The organism is Nocardia mangyaensis, assembly GCF_001886715.1.
GTDB classification, from domain to species: domain Bacteria; phylum Actinomycetota; class Actinomycetes; order Mycobacteriales; family Mycobacteriaceae; genus Nocardia; species Nocardia mangyaensis.
The window spans coordinates 5,753,434-5,771,277 of record NZ_CP018082.1; the positions used below are offsets into that span (position 1 = coordinate 5,753,434).

The following is a 17,844-nucleotide window of genomic DNA, read 5'->3' on the forward strand; positions in this document are numbered from 1 at the left end:
CGTGGCCGACGCCGGTTCCGAGAACACCGACACCATGGCCGAGATCGCGGCCTTCGGCTACGAACGTGCCCGCGACGAGCTGATCAATGTGGTCAAGATGCTCGAACAGGGCGGCCTCGACCTCGACGACTCTCTCGCCCTGTGGGAGCGCGGCGAGGCCTTGGCCGCCCGCTGCGAACAGCACCTCGCCGGTGCCCGGCGCCGGGTGGAGGACGCGCTCTCGCGCGCCGATCTCGACACCGCCGAGTAGTACTCAGGGTTCCCAGAACGCAATTCACGCTTTACGGCGACGAAACACACCCCCGGCAGGCTTGTCACCGTTGGTAAATCGATTGATCAACGGAGAGCGTGACCGTGCAGATTTTCGTCGACGGACTGTTCGTGCCGGTGCACGACGGGGCCGAGCCCTATCGGGGCTTTCTCACCACCGAGAACGGTGTCGTCACCGCGACCGGCCCCGGTTCACCGGAGATTCCCGCCGGTGCGACGGTGCTGGATCTGGCGGGCAAGCTCGTTCTACCGGGATTCGTCTCGGCGCACAGCCACCTGTGGCAGTCGGTGTTGCGTGGGCTGGCCGACGGCTGCTCCACCTACGGGTGGATCGAGCAGCTGCACATGAAGTACGGGCCGCTGCTCACCGAGGCGGACATGTACGCCTTCACCGTGCACGGCGGCACCGACCTGCTCCGCCACGGCATCACCACCGTCTGCAACCACACGCACAGCTTCGGTGACGGCGCGTCCGGTCAGTGGCGGGCCGCGCTGGACCTGCCGCAGCGAACCATCTACTCGCACAGTTCTTCTCGACTCGATTCCGCGACCGAACGGCTGGCGAGCATCGAGCGGTTCCAGCAGACCACCGCCGACGTGGACGATCCGCGCGTTCTCGCCCGCTCGTACAACACCACCTGGCCGCTCCCGGAGGCCGACATGCGCACCGAAGCAGCGCTGCTGACCGAGTACGGCATCGGTCAGCACCTGCATTTTCTGGAAGACCCGTCCGCGACCGAACGACAGCGCGCGGAGTTCGACAGGCTGCTGGCGACCGGAAGCGTCGGCCCCGACACGGTTTTCGCGCACTTCATCCACACGACACCCGAGATCGTGGCTCGAGCGGGCGCCCGCGGCGCGGCCATGGTGTGGAATCCGCTCTCCAACGGCCGACTCGGTTCCGGCATCCCCGACATCCTCGGCTACCGGGCCGCGGGCATTCGGGTGGGGCTCGGCGTGGACGGGCAGGCCAGCGCCGACGTGGCCGACCCGTTCCAGAACATGCGCACGGGGCTGTACCTGCTGCGCGCCGCCGCCCAGAACGCGGCGGTGCTGAGCAGCCGCGAGATCCTGCGGATGCACACGCTCGGCAGCGCCGAAGCTCTCGGCGTCGCCGATCGCGTCGGCAGCCTGGAGCCGGGCAAGTTCGCCGACTTCGTCGTCATCGATCCCGAGCACCCCAGTACCGGGCCGCTCGCGCCGGACCTCTACGCGCACACCGTGCTCGCCCTGTCCGCGGCCAATATCACCGATGTCCGTGTCGGCGCCCGCAGCGTCTCGACCGGGCTCTTCGAACGAGCGGACGCCGGCGCGGTGACCGAACGCGTCGCCGCCCTGCGCGCCCTGCTCTGACCACCCGCCGGACAACCCCGGCACCACCTCGAATCACAGTGGAGTACAACAGATGTCCCCAACCGAAGCCCTGGCGCGACTGCGCACCGACCTGGGCCCGATCGACCATTCCACCGACACGCGAAAGCTGCGCAGCAAAAGCCGGGACCGGTTCGCCCAGAGCCCGGTCCTGCGCGACCTGCTGCGCGGGCGCAATGCCGAGATCTTCATCGCCCCACGCAGCAAACAGGAGCTGCGCACCGCGGTCGCGGCCTGCGCGCGTCATCGCATCCCGATCACCGTGCGCGGCGCGGGGTCCGGGCAGTTCGGGCAGGGTGTGCCGCTCAGCGGCGGCGCGGTGATCGACGTGACCGCCCTCGCGGGCGTCGTCGGCTGGCACGGCGACCGCGGCAGGCAGCTCCCGCGCACTGTGCGGGCACTGACCGGCACCGTGGTCGCCGACATCGACGCCGCGATCCGCCCGTCGGGCTGGGAACTGCGCATGCATCCCTCGACCGCCCAGCAGGCCACCATCGGTGGCTACATCGCGGGCGGGCACGCGGGGATCGGCAGCTGCCAGTGGGGCATTCTGCGCGACACCGGCAACATCACCGCACTGGAAGTGATGACCGTGGAGGAGCATCCGCGTCTGATCGAACTGCGCGGCCGCGATGTGAACACCGTGCACCACGCCTACGGCGCCAACGGCATCATCACCGAGGTCGAACTGCCGGTCTCGCCGGCCTGGGAATGGCACGAACTGGTGATCTCGTTCCCGGAGTTCGAGCAGGCCGCGCGCTTCTCGGTCGACATCTGCCACAGCGACGGTGTGCTCAAGAAGGTTGTCTCCCCGCACGCGCACCCGCTGCCGCAGTACTTCCCCGATCTGGCGGGCCTGATCCCCGACGGCCAGGCCATGGTGCTGCTGATGGCGGCGGTGCAGTCGGTGCCGAACGTGGAGGACCTGGTGCACGCCAACGGCGGGCAGATCCGCTACCGCTGCCTCGAGGGCAAGGGCAGCTACGGCGCCCCGCTCTACGAGTTCACCTGGGGGCATTCGATGATGCACTACCAGCGGCGCAACAAGAAGCTCATCGGTCTGCTCGCGCTGTACCCGCAGGAGGACCTGTACGCATCGATCCTGCGCGTCCACCGCGAGTTCGGTGAACTCGGCCCGCTGCACCTGGAGATGAAGCGGATCGACGGTGGTCTGTCCTGCCAGGGCTCCCCGGTGTTCGAGTTCGAGAGCCAGGAGCAGCTGGCCGCCATCACCGAGCAGCTGCAGCGGGCCGGATTGTTCATCGCCAACACCCACACCCCGGTACTGGGCGCGAGCGGCATGAAGCCCTGGGGGCCGAAAGAAGCTGCCTTCAAGCGCGAATTCGATCCCTACGGCCTGCTCGCGCAGGGCAAGGCCGACGACGTGGTCGTCGAAGACACCGTCTCCACCTCGACCGCGCTGCCCAACAGCGGCTGGTCCTACCGACTGAGCAACTGAGAAAGGCGCCCCATCATGCAACTGACCCGTCGACACGCCCTGCGGCTGACCGGCTGTGCCGGTGTCGCGGCCGGCCTGGCCGCCTGTTCCCCCGCCCCCTCCCGCACGGCGTCCACCGGTGATTCGGTGGCCATGCAACTGGGGTGGATCAAGAACGTCCAATTCGCCGGTGAGTACCTCGCCATCGAGAACGGTCACTACGCCGCCGCCGGACTGACCGTGGACCTGCTCGCCGGTGGCGCGGCGGGAACGAGTACCGAGGCCGGGATCGATACCGGCAAGGTGTGGGTCGGCACCTCCACGCCACAGAAGGTGGCGGCCGCGATCGAACAGGGGGTGCCGGTGCGCGTGATCGGCGCGACCCTGGCGACCAGTCCGGCCTGCATCACCTCGCCGGAGTCGGCGCCGCTGCGAACGCCGAAGGACCTGGTGGGCAAGCGCGTCGGCGTGGCCGATCACAATCTGCCGACCTTCGAGGCGCTGCTGGTGGCCAATGGGGTCGATCCATCGGCGGTGAAAGTCATTCCGGTGCAGTTCGATCCGTCGCCGTTGGTCAACGGCGAGGTCGACGCCTGGTCAGGATTCACCACCAACGAGCCGGTATCGCTGCGCGCCAAGGGCTTTCCCACCTACTCCTTCCTCTACGGCGACTTCGGACTGCGCATGTGCGCACAGGTGTTCGTGGTGTCGGAGCAAACGCTCAGCGCGGATCGCGGCCGGTGCAAGGCGTTTCTGACCGCCGAGATCAAGGGGTGGAAGGACGCGCTCGCCGATCCCGATCGCGGGGTGGCGCTGACGGTGTCGAAGTACGGCGCCGATCAGAAGCTCGACACCGCCCATCAACGCGCGCTGCTCGACGCCACCCTGCCGCTGATCCAGACCCCGGACACCCTGCGTGACGGGCTGTTCACGCTCTCGCCGAGCCTGATCGCCGACACCGTGACCTCGCTGGGCCGCACCGGCTCCGGCGTCACCGCGGCCGAGCTGTTCGACACCTCGGTGCTCAGCGAGGTCTATGCCGAGAACCCGGCGCTGCGATGAGCGGGATCGAGATCAGCACACTCACCAAGACATTCACCGCGGGCAAGCGCACGGTCGAGGCGCTCGTGGAGGTCGATCTGCGCAGCGAGCAGGGCGAATTCCTGTCGCTGCTCGGACCGTCGGGCTGCGGCAAGTCGACCATCCTGCGCATCCTGGCCGGGCTCGACACGCCCACATCGGGTTCGGCGCTGGTCAACGGCCGCACCCCGGCGCAACTGCGCACCGAACACGAACTCGGTATCGCGTTCCAGGACTCGGCGCTGCTGCCGTGGCGCAGTGTGCGCGCCAATATCGCGCTGCCGCTGCAGGTTGCCGGGCTGCCGGTCGACCACGCGGTGATCGATGGATTGATCGAGTTGGTCGGACTCACCGGATTCGAGGCGGCGAAACCCGCGCAGCTGTCCGGCGGTATGCGGCAACGGGTGTCGATCGCACGCGCGCTGGTGGTGAAACCGTCGGTCCTGCTGCTCGACGAACCCTTCGGCGCACTCGACGACATGACCCGTCAGCGCCTGAACCTGGAACTGTTGCGCATCTGGACCGAGAAACCCGCCACCACGCTGATGGTGACCCATGGCATCGGCGAGGCGGTGTTCCTGTCCGACACGGTCGCGGTGATGTCGGCGCGACCGGGACGGGTCGTCGAACTCGTCGACATCGACCTCCCCCGCCCGCGCACCCCCGACATGCAGCGCACACCGGAATTCCATGCGCTGCACGATCACCTGTCGGGATTGCTGTTCGGCGAACGGAGATCGGCGTGAGCGGCACGCTGACCAGCCTGCGCGGACCCGGCGCACTGCTTGTCCTGTGGGCGATCGCCGGGCTGAGCACCCCCGCGGTGCCGACACCATGGGACGTGGTGGCCTCGGTCGTCGACGACGGATTCGCCCTCTACGGGCCGAATCTGTCGATCACCGCTTGGGGCGCGCTGCAAGGCTTCGCCGTCGGCAATCTCGCCGCCATCACCGTCGCACTGGTCGTGGCCGTGTTCCCGCGCACCGAACCACTGGCCGCCCAACTGGCGGTGATCAGCTACTGCGTGCCGCTGCTCGCACTCGGACCGATCGTGCTCGTGGTGTTCGGCGGACGCACGCCGACGGTGTTCCTCGCGGCGGTCTCGGTGTTCTTCACCTCGATGATCGGCACACTGACCGGCCTGAAATCAGCCAATCGCACCAGCATCGACCTGGTCGACGCCTACGGCGGCAATCGCTGGCACCGGCTGATCCGGGTGCAGGTTCCCGGCGCACTGCCCGCCGCCACCGCCGCCTTGCAGATCGCCGCGCCCGCCGCGGTGCTCGGCGCGATCCTCGGTGAGTACCTGGGCGGGGTCGACAGCGGGATCGGCGTGGCCCTCACCGCCGCGCAATCGGCCTACGAACTGCCACGGACCTGGGGCATGGCGCTGGCGGCCGGTGTGCTCGCGGGCGCGGGGTATCTCGTCGCCTCGATGTCGGGGAGGCTCGTGCACGCCCGGATGTTCGGACCGGGTGCCCTCGTGGGGAGTCGATCATGAAGAGCGTGCTGGCATTTCTCGGCTCGGTCGCACTCGCCACGGTCCTGGTGCTGGCCGTGTGGATCGGGTTCCTCGCCGCGTTCCCCCAGATCGGACCGCGAATCGGGCAGACGCCGATGGATGTGTGGGGCTACCTGGTCGACGGGAAACCGGCGCAGCGCGCGCAACTGTTCGACGGGCTCGTCATCACCCTGCGCGATGCGGGGATCGGATTCGCCGTCGGCATGAGCGCGGCACTCGGCGGCGCCGCGCTGGCGCTGTTGTCGCGCGAGTTCGAGCGCAGCGCGGTGCCGGTGGCCACGCTGTTGCGCTCGATTCCGCTGGTGACGCTCGCACCGATCCTGGTCGCCACCTTCGGGCGCGGTCTGACCATGGTCGCGATCACCGGCGCGCTGGTGGTGTTCTTCCCGGCCTTCGTCACCATCATGTCCGGGCTGCGCGGGGCGCCACGAGAGACCATGGACCTGGTCCGCGCCTACGGCGGCAGTGAGACGACGGCATTGCGCATGGTGGCGCTGCCCGCGGCGTTGCCGTCACTGTTCGCGGCGCTGCGGATCTCGGTACCCGGAGCCTTGATCGGCGCACTCATCGCCGAATGGCTGGGTACCGGTGAGGGTTTGGGGTCGACGATGCTCAAGGCCATTCCGCGCTACGACTATCCGCAGCTGTGGGCGTCGATCGCGGTGGTGGCGGCGGCCTCGATCGTGGCCTACACGCTCGTCGGCGCGGTCGAACGCGTCGTCGCGCTGCGCTTCGCCGACCCCTCGGTACCCTGATGGCGACGAATTCGCAGGAGGTGCGCGTGCCACCGAGGCCGACCATGCGCGATATCGCGCGTGCCGCCGGTGTCTCGCCATCGGCGGTCTCGCTGGCGCTCAGCGGCAAGGGCCGGATGGAGGACAGCACCCGCGCCAGGATCACCGCCACCGCCGAGGAGCTCGGCTACCGGATCAACCGGGAGGCCAGGGCGCTGCGCACCGGCCGGACCATGATGCTCGGCCTGGTCACCTCGCTGGTCGCCGATCAGGTCGACGATCAGGAATCGCGCCTGGACTGGTACACCCGCACCGCGCTGGCGGCGGCGAACGAGTCCTTCCGGCACGGCTACGCGCTGGTGCTGGTCCCGCCGCTCGGTGATCGGAACCAGGTGCACGAGCTGGCCGCCGACGGCGTCCTGCTCATCGACCCCGACCCGGCCGAGGGCATCGTCGAGGCAGCGGCCGCGCGCGGGCTCGCGGTGGTGACGATCGGCGGCCACTCACCGGCACCGGCCAGCTCGGTGGCCCTCGACCGCGAGGCGGCCGTCGAACTGGCCATGACCCAGTTCCTCGCCGACGGCGCACGACAGCTCGCGCTGCTGGTCGACGAGAGCGGCAGGCAGAACGCGGCGGCGACCCGGGTCGCCTACGAACGCTGGTGCGCGGCTCAGGGTCGCACCCCGATCGTCGGCACGGTCGATTTCGCCGCGGGCGGTGGCCGTACCCGGCTCGCCCACCAGGCGTGCGTGCGACTGCTCACCGAACATCCCGCGGTCGACGCCGTTTACGCCCCACTCGACTCGATCGCCGCGGGCTGCGTCACCGCCGCTCGCGAACTCGACCGCCCCCTCGGCGCCGGGCTGCGCCTGATCACCTCGGAAGGCAGCATCGCCCGCGACAACGATCCGCCGCTGACCGCGATCGACACGCACCGCGAGGAACAGGCCGCGGCAGCCGTGCGCATGTTGGTGAACGCCCTGACCACCGGCGAGCGTCCGCCGAACCAGCTGTTCCGGCCCAGCCTGATCGTGCGTTGAGCCGAGGCACCCGCCAATTCTGGTGGCTCGACGGCCGCCGATCAGCCTGCCAGCGGCTGGGCGGTGGTGATCGCCTCGGCCAGCGTGGTGAAGGCCGCCTCGTCGCCCGCGCCGGTGATCAGGATCCGCACCTCGCCGAGGTCGGCGATCCAGGCGGTCTCCTCGGTCGGCTCGGTGTAGACGACCCACCGCTGACCGCCGACATCGACCGTGCCGGTGGGGTACCGCGAGCCGAGGACATGCCGCGAGAGGGCCTCTTCCGAGGCGCTGCTCTGCGTGTACCGCATGTAAGTGGCCTGCGGGGTGATGTAGCCGACCGTGCTCACCGGGCCGCCATCGGCAGCGGTGATGGTGTCGCGACTGCCCGAGTTCGACTGCCAGTCCTCGGGCAGTTCGGGGTTGCGGATGGGGAACGACAGGGTCTCGGCATCGGATCTCAGCGCGGCATCGGCGTCGAAGAACGGGATCTGCCCCTGGGTCGGACCGTTCGTCGCCACCGTGCATTGGCTGGCCGCACCGGCCAGGACCACCGCGATCAGCACCAACGGGATCAGCGACCAGAACAGATCACGGTAGTCGTTGAAGATCCGGTGCTTCTTCTGCGGGGACACGGCTACCAGTATCCACTCGGCCCCTGACCAGGACGCCAAGGGGTCGTCGCAGGAGGTACTGCACGGGCGTGCCGGTCCGTAATGCGACAATTGCCCCCGTAACACCAACGCCAAGGAGGCACTCCGCAATGACGGCATCATCGCCCGCCCCCAGCCGCCGTGAGGCACCCGACCGCAACCTCGCACTCGAGCTGGTACGTGTCACCGAGGCAGGAGCGATGGCGAGTGGCCGTTGGGTCGGCCGTGGCGACAAAGAAGGCGGTGACGGCGCGGCGGTCGACGCCATGCGGCAGCTCGTCAGCTCGGTCTCGATGAAGGGCATCGTCGTCATCGGCGAAGGCGAGAAGGACGAAGCGCCGATGCTGTACAACGGCGAACTCGTCGGCGACGGCACCGGTCCCGAGGTCGACTTCGCCGTCGACCCGGTCGATGGCACCACGCTGATGTCCAAGGGCTCCCCCGGTGCCATCTCGGTGCTCGCGGTCGCCGAGCGCGGCGCCATGTTCGACCCGTCCGCGGTGTTCTACATGCACAAGATCGCCGTCGGCCCCGACGCCGCCGGCTCGATCGACATCAACGCCCCGATCGGCGAGAACATCCGCCGCGTCGCCAAGGCCAAGCGGCTGTCGGTCTCCGACCTGACGGTCTGTATCCTCGACCGCCCCCGCCACACCGAGATCATCCAGCAGACCCGCGACGCGGGCGCGCGCATCCGGCTGATCTCCGACGGTGACGTCGCGGGAGCCATCGCCACGGCTCGCCCCGAGTCCGGCGTCGACATCCTCGTCGGCATCGGCGGCACCCCCGAGGGCATCATCGCCGCCGCCGCGCTGCGCTGCCTCGGCGGCGAACTGCAGGGCAAGCTCGCCCCCAAGGACGACGAGGAGCGCCAGCAGGCGATCGACGCGGGCCACGACCTGGACCGCGTGCTCTCGACCACCGACCTGGTCTCCGGCGACAACGTCTTCTTCTGCGCCACCGGCGTCACCGACGGCGACCTGCTGCGCGGTGTGCGCTACTTCGGCGGCGGTGCCTCCACCCAGTCGATCGTCATGCGCTCCAAGTCGGGCACCGTCCGCATGATCGATGCCTACCACCGCCTCACCAAGCTGCGCGAATACTCCTCGGTCGACTTCGACGGCGACGAAGGCGCCAACCCGCCCCTGCCGTAAATTTGCGCGCTGGCGCGCGGTGTTCGCGGCCCCGAAGGCTCGCGCTCGCGGGTCGATACTGCGCCTTCGGCGTTCCGTCTCGACCCGCGAACGCGAGCCGGCCGCGAACGGGCTCGCAAGACTCGCCTGTGGGGGTCGCGTTCATTCTGGGCGTGGTCTGCCCGTCTGCCGTGTATTCCGCGACACGGTGTGGGATTTTCCGCGGACGTGGGAACACCATTCGTCGGGTTCTCGTCCTAGGGTCGATGGTATGGCTGACGACGACGCGCAGTACCGGATCGAGCACGACACGATGGGAGAGGTTCGCGTTCCCGTCGACGCCCTGTGGCGGGCGCAGACGCAGCGAGCCGTGGAGAACTTCCCGATCAGCGGACGGGGGCTCGAGCGCGCCCAGATCCGGGCGCTCGGGCTGCTCAAGGCGGCGTGCGCCCAGGTCAACAAAGATTTGGGGCTGCTCGATCCGGGCAAGGCCGATGCCATCATCGCGGCGGCCACCGAGATCGCCGAGGGCAAACACGACGACCAGTTCCCGATCGATGTGTTCCAGACCGGCTCGGGCACCAGCTCCAACATGAACGCCAACGAGGTGATCGCCTCGATCGCGGCGCGCGAGGGCGTCACCGTGCACCCCAACGACGACGTGAACATGTCGCAGTCGTCCAACGACACCTTCCCCACCGCGACCCATCTGGCCGCCACCGAAGCGGTGATCACCGAACTCGTTCCCGCACTGGACCATCTGCGCCTGGCCCTGAACGACAAGGCCGAGCAGTGGCACACAGTGGTCAAGTCGGGCCGCACCCACCTGATGGACGCGGTGCCGGTGACACTCGGCCAGGAATTCGGCGGCTACACCCGGCAGATCGCGGCGAGCGTCGAGCGCGTGCTGGCCACCCTGCCCCGCCTGGGTGAACTGCCGATCGGCGGCACCGCGGTCGGCACCGGACTCAACGCGCCCGCCGGATTCGGCGCGAAGGTCGTCGCCGAACTGGTGCGCAGCACCGGAATCGACGCCCTGCGCGAAGCCCGCGACCATTTTGAGGCCCAGGCCGCCCGCGACGGCCTGGTCGAGGCCTCCGGCGCGCTGCGCACCATCGCCGTGAGCCTCACCAAGATCGCCAACGACATCCGCTGGATGGGTTCGGGGCCGCTGACCGGCCTGGGCGAACTGCAGCTGCCCGACCTGCAGCCCGGCAGCTCGATCATGCCCGGCAAGGTGAATCCGGTTCTGCCCGAAGCGGTCACGCAGGTGGCGGTGCAGGTGGTCGGCAACGACGCCGCGATCGCCTTCGGCGGTGCCAGCGGTGCGTTCGAGCTCAATGTCTACATCCCGGTGATGGCGCGCAATCTGCTCGAGTCGATTCGCCTGCTGGCCACGGTGTCTCGGCTGTTCGCCGACAAGTGCATCGTGGGGCTGGTCGCCAACGAGGAGCATCTGCGCACCCTCGCCGAGTCCTCACCCTCGATCGTCACCCCGCTCAATTCGGCCATCGGCTACGAGGAGGCGGCCGCGGTCGCCAAGCAGGCGCTGCGGGAGAAGAAGACGATCCGCCAGACCGTCCTCGACCGCGGCCTGGTTCCGGGCAAGCTGACCGAGGAAGAGCTCGACGACAAGCTCGACGTCCTCGCGATGGCGAACGTCGACCGCAAGCCTTGAACCGGCGACCCGGCCGCGCACACGCGGCGCCAGCCGCTATTGATACAGCGCGAGTTCCGCGCGAGCCTTGTCGCCTTCCTCGGTGAGATCGGTGCGGGTGAAGATGTTCCAGCGCCGCAGCAGCGGCTTGAACACCAGCTCGCCCTCGTTCGCGCGGTCGTAGATGCCCGCGGCGGCCAGCGCCTCGTCGCTGGACCCGCCGCCGGGCAGCTCCACAAAGGGCACCCGGAAATCGGCGACCCGGTCGGCGATGGCGCGCACCGCCTGATCGGGGGTCAGGTCGAGCGCGGCGGAGACCAGTTCGGCGAAGAACTCGGCCTGCAGCTCGTCGTCGGCGGCCAGCTTCTCGGCCATCGAGGTGACGATCGGGTTCTCGCCCAGCGCGGCGGTGTTGCGATGACGGATCGCGGCGGCGGCCTCTTCGAACGCGCAGGTGGCCAGCACGTCGATCAGATGCATCGGGGCACGGTTGAAGCCCTCGGTCATGTGCGCCATGCGCGCCCGCTCCAGGGCCACCGGGTCCACCGCGCGGGTGAGCATGAGGTAGTTGCGGATCATGATCTCGTGACGGTTCTCCTCCGCCGTCCACCGGCCGACCCAGCGCCACCACGCGCCGGTGCGCAGATATTTGCCGAGTTCGCGATGGTAGGAGGGCAGGTTGTCGGCGACGAGGACACTCACCGTCAGCGCGAGCCGCGCGGTATCGCTGAGCTCGGACTGTTCGGGGGTCCAGTCGGTGCCGCCGAGGAAGGCGAAGTTGCGGCCGTCCGACCACGGCACTTGCTCGTGCGGCTGCCAGCCGTCGGCCACCTCGATGTGCCGACGCAGGTTCGTTTCCACCGCGTCCTCGAGGGAATCCAGGAGCTCTCGATCGGTCAAAGTTTTCTGCACTCAGCCAACCTAGTACCTGTGCCGCGAGCGCGGGGACCAATGGGTCAACCGGCCCCCGCGCCGGCGCAGGTCACAAACTCATTTGGGGGTCACGGTGATTTCGCCGTCGACCCAGGTGATGGTGCCGCCGGTGAATTCGCTCTGCTTGCCGCCCGCGACATCCTCTTCGTCGCTGACCGGGTAGCCGAGGGTCCCGTTGGCGCCGCCGTTGGCCTCCCAGGCCTCCCGGATCTCACCCCAGACGATGTGGGCGCCCGAGTCGCTGCTCCAGTAGATGGTGCCGCCCTCGAAGTCCTGGTATTCGCCGCCGTTGGGGCCCGATTCCTGGGCCTCTTCCGGCGCACCGAGCGGGCTGGTCGCCCCACCCACGGCGACGTACTTGTTGTACACCTCACCCGAGATGGTGATCTCGCCGTTGGGCGTGGAGATGGTGGTCGACTCGCCCGCGGCAGCCGTGGTGGTGGCCATGGCTTCGGCACCAGGGGAGGTGGTCATCTCCGAACCCATGCCTTCTTCGGGCGACGTCGTCGAGCCCGCGCCGCCCGGCATCGTGGTGACCACGCTGGAGATGGCCGAATCGACCGCGTCGTTGTTGTCGTCGGTGCAGCCTGCGGCGAGCAGCAGACCGGCCGCGGCGAGAGCGGCGGCGCCTCCGGTTGCAGTACGTCGAGCGAAGTGGTTCATATCCATCCTCTCGCGAGTGGCCCCCCGGGGGCACGCCCCCGGATGGAGCCTGGCCGACATCCGCAACGGCCCGGCGGAACAGTGTTCGCCGAGCCGTTGCTGGATTGGTGTCGCCGCGGATAATACCCACAGTTCGCCGATATCAAACGCATTTCGGCCGGTGAGGCGGCCGGTTGCCGGGCTATGCGCTGGGGCCGTACTCCTCGAGCATTTCGGTCACCAGGGCCGCGATCGGTGAGCGTTCGCTCCGGGTGAGCGTGATGTGCGCGAAAAGCGGGTGGCCCTTCAGTTTTTCGATCACGGCGGCCACGCCGTCGTGCCTGCCGACCCGCAGATTGTCGCGCTGGGCGACATCGTGGGTGAGCACCACCCGCGAACCGGTGCCGAGGCGGCTCAACACGGTCAGCAGCACATTGCGCTCGAGCGACTGCGCCTCGTCGACGATCACGAAGGAATCGTGCAGTGACCGGCCGCGGATGTGGGTCAGCGGCAGCACTTCGAGCATGTCACGGCTGAGCACCTCCTCCATCACCTCCCGGCTGGCCAGCCCGTCGAGGGTGTCGAAGACGGCCTGTGCCCACGGACCCATCTTCTCGCTCTCGGAACCGGGCAGGTAGCCCAGTTCCTGCCCGCCCACCGCGTACAGCGGCCGGAACACGACCACCTTGCGCTGGGTCCGTCGCTCGAGCACCGCCTCCAGTCCGGCGGTCAGCGCGAGCGCGGACTTGCCGGTACCGGCGCGCCCGCCCATCGACACGATGCCGATGCTCTCGTCGAGCAACAGGTCCAGCGCGATCCGCTGCTCGGCCGAACGCCCGTGCAGCCCGAAGGCCTCCCGTTCGCGCACCAACTGCACCCGCTTGTCCGCGGTGACCCGGCCCAGCGCGCTCGAGCTGCTGCCGAGCAACCGGATTCCGGTGTGGCAGGGCAGTTCTCGCGCATCGTCCAGGTCGATCACCGAGTCCGCGTAGAGCTGGTCGATCTGGGCACTGGCGACGTCGAGTTCGACCATCCCGCTCCAGCCGGAGGTCACCACGTCCTGTGCGTGGTACTCATCCGCGGCCAGCCCGACCGCGCTCGCCTTGACGCGCAGCGGGATGTCCTTGGACACCAGGACCACGTCCTCGCCCTCGGCCGAGAAGTTCAGCGCGCAGGCGAGAATGCGGGAATCGTTGGTGTCGGAGCGGAAGCCGGCGGGCAGTACCGAGGGGTCGGTGTGATTGAGCTCCACCTGCATGGTGCCGCCGTCGGTGCCGATGGGCAGTGCCTGATCGAGCCTGCCGTGCTGCACACGCAGGTCATCGAGCATGCGCAGCGCTTCGCGGGCGAACCAGCCGAGTTCGTGGTGGTGTCGCTTGGCCTCCAGTTCACTGATCACGACCAGGGGTAGGACCACCCGATGTTCACCGAACCGAGTCACGGCCCAGGGATCGGAGAGGAGAACGGAGGTGTCGACGACGAAAGTCTTTCGACCGGTACGCGAGGGGCTGGCCCCCTTCTTCGAGGCTTGCTTGGAGTTAGAGGCCGTGTGCTTCGCGGAAGCGGAAACGGAGCGTGCAGCAGTCACGGTGGGCTCCTTATGTGTTCGCACGGCACCCGCACGAACGATCTCGCTGGACCGGTCCGTCCTGGTAGGTGGGTGACGCGCTGGTCAACCACCACGAGGACCGGGTGCCGGCCCTCTCGCACTGAGTAGCTCAGTCACGGTCAGGACCTCCCGTACGAGCCACACCGACGCGGCCCGCATCTTTGACGCTACCGCCGAACCGGTGGCGGCGCTGGCGGACCGACCCACGTGTCCGTGAATTTGTCGTTAACCGGCGCGAACGGCCCGGCACCGCGCGTCGGCGACTACAGTCGAAGGCATGGCCGATGACCAGGATCTGGAGCAGCTGTCGTCGAAGGAACTCCACGACCGGGCGGTGCGCAGCGCGGTCCGGCACGGGGACGTGAAGTTCCTCTGGGAGTTGCTGAAGTCGATTCCGGCCGCGCAGGCCGAGGCGGGCGAACTCGGCGAGAGCGCGGCCGACATCAAGTACGTGCTGCCGATGATCGACGACTATTTCCACGCCGGTGACGGCAAACTCGCTGAAGTTCTGCGCCCGAGGTACCTGGATTACCTGCGCAAGCAGGGCTGAGTCAGCGCCGCGCGATCGCCCGCGCGACGCCGACCACGGTGCCGCGCAGCACGTTTCCCTTGCTGAAGTGGTCGTCCCACAGCACGATCCGGCCCTCACGCAGCGCGAAGGTGCCGCTCACCCAGAAGCCGATGCGCACCGGGCCCACGTGCAGGTAGTCGGTGCGATCGGTGAGCACGATGTCGCCGTCGGCGGCGATGTGATGGATCTCGGCGGAGAAGCCCAGCGACGGCCTGCCGAGACTGCGCAGCACAGTGGCCACCCGGTCCTTGCCGCGCACGGTCGGCAGTGAGGTGTTCTTCCAGACAATCGCCGGGTCGAGCAACTCCAGTGCCTCGTCGACGGCGCTCAGTTCGAGCGCGGCAAAGAACTCGCGCACGACGGTGACAGCGGTCTCCGGCAGTTCCGGCTTGTCGGTCATGCTGCGAGCGTAGAACCTCCGCGCGCCGGAGACCAGGGTCGCTACCGACCCGCCCGGCGGGCGATCACATGTCCAGAGCGGCTCTCTCGATCTGCGGCCGGACCTGAGCAGTCCTTGACTTGAAGTGCACTCCAAGTCATATGGTCGATGACATGAGCATTCGCCTCGGTTACCAGATGCCCAATTTCAGCAATACGTCCTCGGTGCGCGAGCTGTTCCCCGCGGTGATCGCGCAGGCCAGGGAGGCGGAGGCGGCGGGGTTCGATGCCGCGTTCGTGATGGATCACTTCTACCAGCTGCCACTGATCGGGGCGCCGGAGGAGCCGATGCTGGAGGCGTACTCGGCGCTGTCCGGGCTGGCCACGGCGACCGAGCGAATTCAGTTGTCGGCCTTGGTGACCGGCAACACCTACCGGAATCCGGCGCTGCTGGCCAAAACCGTCACCACACTGGATGTGGTCAGTGATGGGCGCGCGGTGCTGGGCATCGGGGCCGGGTGGTTCGAGCTCGAGCATCAGCAGTACGGGTTCGAGTTCGGGACATTCACCGAGCGCTTCGAGCGCCTCGACGAGGCGCTGCAGATCATCGAGCCGATGCTGCGCGGCCAGCACCCGAGCTTCGACGGCAAGTGGTACCGCGCGGAGAACGCGAGGAACGAACCGCGTATCCGCGACGACCTGCCGATCCTGCTCGGCGGTGGTGGCGAGAAGAAGACCTTCGGCCTGGCCGCGCGCTTCGCCGATCACCTCAACATCATCTGCAATGCCTCCGAACTCCCCCGCAAACTCGACGCCCTGCACCAGCGGTGCGACGAGGCGGGCCGCGATCCCGCCACCCTGGAGACCAGCTTCCTCGCCCTCGCCATCGTCGATTCCGACGGCGACCGCGCCCGCAAACAGCAGGTAGACATCATGGCCCGCCTCGGTGTCGACCTGTCGACCCTCACCGAGGCCGAGCGCCGGGAGACCATCGCCGACCGCCAATTCGCCGGCACCCCGGACGAAGTCGCCGAACAGATCCAGGCCCGCGTCCTCGATCTCGGCATCGACGGCGTCATCGTCAACATGGTCGCCAACGGCCACGAGCCCGGCGTCGTCAGCGCGGTGGGCCAGGCCCTGCGCCCGCTGGTCTCGACGCCCCAGTCCTAGGGCCCCGATGATCGGGGGCTCACGCCGGGTTCCGGACGGTGTTAGGTTCGCGCCCATGAAACGCACCATCGCCGCAGCGGCCTTCGCCGCCGTGCTCGCACCGGCCCAGTTCGTCACGGCGGGACCCGCTTCGGCAGCGCCCGTCGTGCCCGCCCCGGTCGACGGACCGATGCTGGGGTCCGCCGACGAGGGCTGCACCGCCTTCGGCTGCTCTTCCCCGATGGCGGAGTTCCTGCTGATCACTCTGCCCGCACTGCTCGGCTCGGGCAGCGGCGAGTAGCGGCAGACGGAGATCGGGACCAGGGCCTATCCGGTCCGGCTGCCGATCGTCTGTGAGAGGAACGGCCACGAGGTGCGCAGGTCGTCCTCCCAGTAGCCCCAGGAATGCGTGCCGACAGGGCGGTCGTCGAAGGTGACCGGGATGTCGAGTTCGCGGAGGCGGTTCGCCAGATTCACTGTGCACGAATGGATCGCGGCCTCGATCGGGCCGCCGAACAGGATCTGCACGGGCAGGGGAATCCGGCCTTCCTGCACCCGGCGATCGGTGGGCGTGTCGTGCGGTGCGGCCGGAATGCCGGTTCCCGCACTGAGATACACGGCGGTGCCGCGCAGGCCCTCCGCGTTGACCAGCGGGTCGTTGGCGCGCCACAGCGGACCGTTGCGCGGGCCCCACATGTTCTCGACGCTCTGTCCGCCACCCCAGTTCTCCACGGTGATCCGGACGAACTCCTGGCCGATCGGGTCGGAGGTCTGCGCGCAGCCGCTGTAGGAGGCCACGCTCTTCCAGAATCCGGGCCGGGCGATGGCCAGGTTCAGGACCGAGGTGCCACTCATCGAGACGCCGACCAGGGCGCGATCGTCGTTGGCCCCGAGGAATCCCTCGATGACCGGTGGCAGTTCCGTGTTGAGGAAGGTCTGCCACTTGTTCCGGCCGAGAACGGCGTCGTCGCGCACCCAGTCGGTGTAGTAGGAGTTGCTGCCGCCATAGGGCGTCACCACGTTGACGTCCTTGTCGCGCAGGAAGCTCACCGCGTCGGTCTGCACGTCCCAGCCGCTCTCGTTCGGTCCGCCGCCGGAACCGTTGAGCAGATACATCGTCGGGCGTGGGGTGGTGGTGTCGGCGGCGCGGATGACCTGGATCGGGATCTCGCGGTCCATGGCGGGCGAATACACCATGACCGTTTGCTGCCGGTCGTTCTCCTCGGTCACCGACGCGATGCCCGCCGATCCCGGTTGCGCGGTGCCGGTGCCTGCCATTCCGGTCATGGTCGCGGCGGCGAGCAGGCCGACCGCCGCCCAGCGCAGTGTTGTCCTAGGTGTTCGCAAGTGAGTGCCCCTCGGGTGGTCGTCGTCGGCAGATGCCGACCAGGTACGCCGAGGACTTCGGCCAGCCCCCGCGTCCGGTTTGGTCCGATCAGCCGAAACATTCGCCATCGAGGGAATCGACCGGGCGGCGCACCCGGCGAGCCTGCGGCCCCTTCGCTCCGACCACGACCTCGAAATCCACCCGCCGACCTTGCCTGAGCAGCCGATCGTCGCGTTGCTCGAGCAGATCGACGCGCTCGACCAGCAGGTCCGCGCCATCATCGTCGGGCACAACGAACCCGAACCCCCGCTCAGCGTTGAACCACTTCACCGTGCCCGACTGCGTCGCCATGCGTTCACCC

The 17,844-nt window shown here is 68.6% G+C and carries 20 protein-coding genes; 13 read left to right on the forward strand and 7 right to left on the reverse strand.

What is annotated here, in order from left to right:
• The first annotated feature begins 34 nt into the window (after positions 1-34).
• The 8 genes from BOX37_RS26145 to BOX37_RS26180 all read left to right on the forward strand — a co-directional run bounded on the left by BOX37_RS26145 (position 35) and on the right by BOX37_RS26180 (position 7,455).
• Positions 35-250 (forward strand): exodeoxyribonuclease VII small subunit, encoded by a 216-nt coding sequence (locus BOX37_RS26145; protein ID WP_071931892.1) that lies wholly within the window; start codon positions 35-37, stop codon positions 248-250.
• A gap of 98 nt (positions 251-348) precedes the next feature.
• On the forward strand, positions 349-1,623 hold the full coding sequence (locus BOX37_RS26150) for an amidohydrolase family protein (protein ID WP_071929951.1): 1,275 nt from the start codon (positions 349-351) through the stop codon (positions 1,621-1,623).
• A 52-nt stretch (positions 1,624-1,675) separates the two neighbouring features.
• Complete coding sequence (locus BOX37_RS26155; protein WP_071929952.1) at positions 1,676-3,100, forward strand: FAD-binding oxidoreductase; 1,425 nt, start codon at positions 1,676-1,678, stop codon at positions 3,098-3,100.
• 15 nt (positions 3,101-3,115) lie between these two features.
• Complete coding sequence (locus tag BOX37_RS26160; protein ID WP_071929953.1) at positions 3,116-4,141, forward strand: ABC transporter substrate-binding protein; 1,026 nt, start codon at positions 3,116-3,118, stop codon at positions 4,139-4,141.
• The gene (locus tag BOX37_RS26165) at positions 4,138-4,905 is read left to right on the forward strand and encodes an ABC transporter ATP-binding protein (protein ID WP_071929954.1); all 768 of its coding nucleotides are present in this window, start codon (positions 4,138-4,140) and stop codon (positions 4,903-4,905) included. The genes BOX37_RS26160 and BOX37_RS26165 overlap by 4 nt, the downstream gene beginning before the upstream one ends.
• A complete protein-coding gene (locus BOX37_RS26170) occupies positions 4,902-5,660 on the forward strand; it encodes an ABC transporter permease (RefSeq protein ID WP_240505051.1) in 759 nt (252 codons plus the stop codon). The genes BOX37_RS26165 and BOX37_RS26170 overlap by 4 nt, the downstream gene beginning before the upstream one ends.
• Positions 5,657-6,436, forward strand: coding sequence for an ABC transporter permease (locus tag BOX37_RS26175; protein ID WP_071929955.1), 780 nt, complete (start codon positions 5,657-5,659; stop codon positions 6,434-6,436). Before BOX37_RS26170 ends, BOX37_RS26175 begins: the two co-directional genes overlap by 4 nt.
• Complete coding sequence (locus tag BOX37_RS26180) at positions 6,436-7,455, forward strand: LacI family DNA-binding transcriptional regulator (RefSeq protein ID WP_071929956.1); 1,020 nt, start codon at positions 6,436-6,438, stop codon at positions 7,453-7,455. The genes BOX37_RS26175 and BOX37_RS26180 overlap by 1 nt, the downstream gene beginning before the upstream one ends.
• A 41-nt stretch (positions 7,456-7,496) precedes the next feature.
• Here the strand turns inward: BOX37_RS26180 and BOX37_RS26185 are convergent, their stop codons facing one another.
• Entirely contained in the window at positions 7,497-8,066 is a 570-nt protein-coding gene (locus tag BOX37_RS26185; RefSeq protein ID WP_071929957.1) for a DUF4245 domain-containing protein, read from the reverse strand.
• Positions 8,067-8,194: 128 nt separating this feature from the next.
• On the opposite strand from BOX37_RS26185, the gene glpX reads away from it, so the two are divergent.
• Both glpX and BOX37_RS26195 read left to right on the forward strand, forming a co-directional pair.
• A complete protein-coding gene (gene glpX, locus BOX37_RS26190) occupies positions 8,195-9,238 on the forward strand; it encodes a class II fructose-bisphosphatase (protein WP_071929958.1) in 1,044 nt (347 codons plus the stop codon).
• Positions 9,239-9,488: 250 nt separating this feature from the next.
• Positions 9,489-10,895, forward strand: a complete 1,407-nt coding sequence (locus BOX37_RS26195; protein ID WP_071929959.1) for a class II fumarate hydratase — start codon at positions 9,489-9,491, stop codon at positions 10,893-10,895.
• A gap of 36 nt (positions 10,896-10,931) precedes the next feature.
• Here the strand turns inward: BOX37_RS26195 and BOX37_RS26200 are convergent, their stop codons facing one another.
• From BOX37_RS26200 to BOX37_RS26210, 3 genes are all read right to left on the reverse strand, one after another.
• Positions 10,932-11,786 carry an acyl-ACP desaturase gene (locus BOX37_RS26200; protein ID WP_071929960.1) on the reverse strand — a complete coding sequence of 285 codons (855 nt, stop codon included), beginning with the start codon at positions 11,784-11,786 and terminating at the stop codon, positions 10,932-10,934.
• Between the two features lie 78 nt (positions 11,787-11,864).
• Entirely contained in the window at positions 11,865-12,470 is a 606-nt protein-coding gene (locus BOX37_RS26205) for an LGFP repeat-containing protein (RefSeq protein WP_071931894.1), read from the reverse strand.
• Between the two features lie 181 nt (positions 12,471-12,651).
• Positions 12,652-14,037 carry a PhoH family protein gene (locus BOX37_RS26210; protein ID WP_071929961.1) on the reverse strand — a complete coding sequence of 462 codons (1,386 nt, stop codon included), beginning with the start codon at positions 14,035-14,037 and terminating at the stop codon, positions 12,652-12,654.
• Between the two features lie 298 nt (positions 14,038-14,335).
• Here BOX37_RS26210 and BOX37_RS26215 point away from each other — a divergent pair, with 298 nt between their 5' ends.
• Entirely contained in the window at positions 14,336-14,608 is a 273-nt protein-coding gene (locus BOX37_RS26215; RefSeq protein WP_071929962.1) for a hypothetical protein, read from the forward strand.
• Between the two features lies 1 nt (position 14,609).
• Here BOX37_RS26215 and BOX37_RS26220 read toward each other — a convergent pair whose 3' ends face one another.
• A complete protein-coding gene (locus BOX37_RS26220; protein WP_071929963.1) occupies positions 14,610-15,029 on the reverse strand; it encodes a limonene-1,2-epoxide hydrolase family protein in 420 nt (139 codons plus the stop codon).
• 152 nt (positions 15,030-15,181) lie between these two features.
• Between BOX37_RS26220 and BOX37_RS26225 the strand changes: the two genes are divergently transcribed.
• The gene (locus BOX37_RS26225) at positions 15,182-16,177 is read left to right on the forward strand and encodes an LLM class F420-dependent oxidoreductase (protein WP_071929964.1); all 996 of its coding nucleotides are present in this window, start codon (positions 15,182-15,184) and stop codon (positions 16,175-16,177) included.
• Positions 16,178-16,232: 55 nt separating this feature from the next.
• Positions 16,233-16,457, forward strand: coding sequence for a hypothetical protein (locus BOX37_RS26230; RefSeq protein ID WP_071929965.1), 225 nt, complete (start codon positions 16,233-16,235; stop codon positions 16,455-16,457).
• A gap of 26 nt (positions 16,458-16,483) precedes the next feature.
• Here BOX37_RS26230 and BOX37_RS26235 read toward each other — a convergent pair whose 3' ends face one another.
• Positions 16,484-17,443, reverse strand: a complete 960-nt coding sequence (locus tag BOX37_RS26235; protein WP_071929966.1) for an alpha/beta hydrolase — start codon at positions 17,441-17,443, stop codon at positions 16,484-16,486.
• Positions 17,444-17,591: 148 nt separating this feature from the next.
• On the reverse strand, positions 17,592-17,834 hold the full coding sequence (locus tag BOX37_RS26240; protein WP_071931895.1) for a cold-shock protein: 243 nt from the start codon (positions 17,832-17,834) through the stop codon (positions 17,592-17,594).
• Between the last annotated feature and the right edge of the window lie 10 nt (positions 17,835-17,844).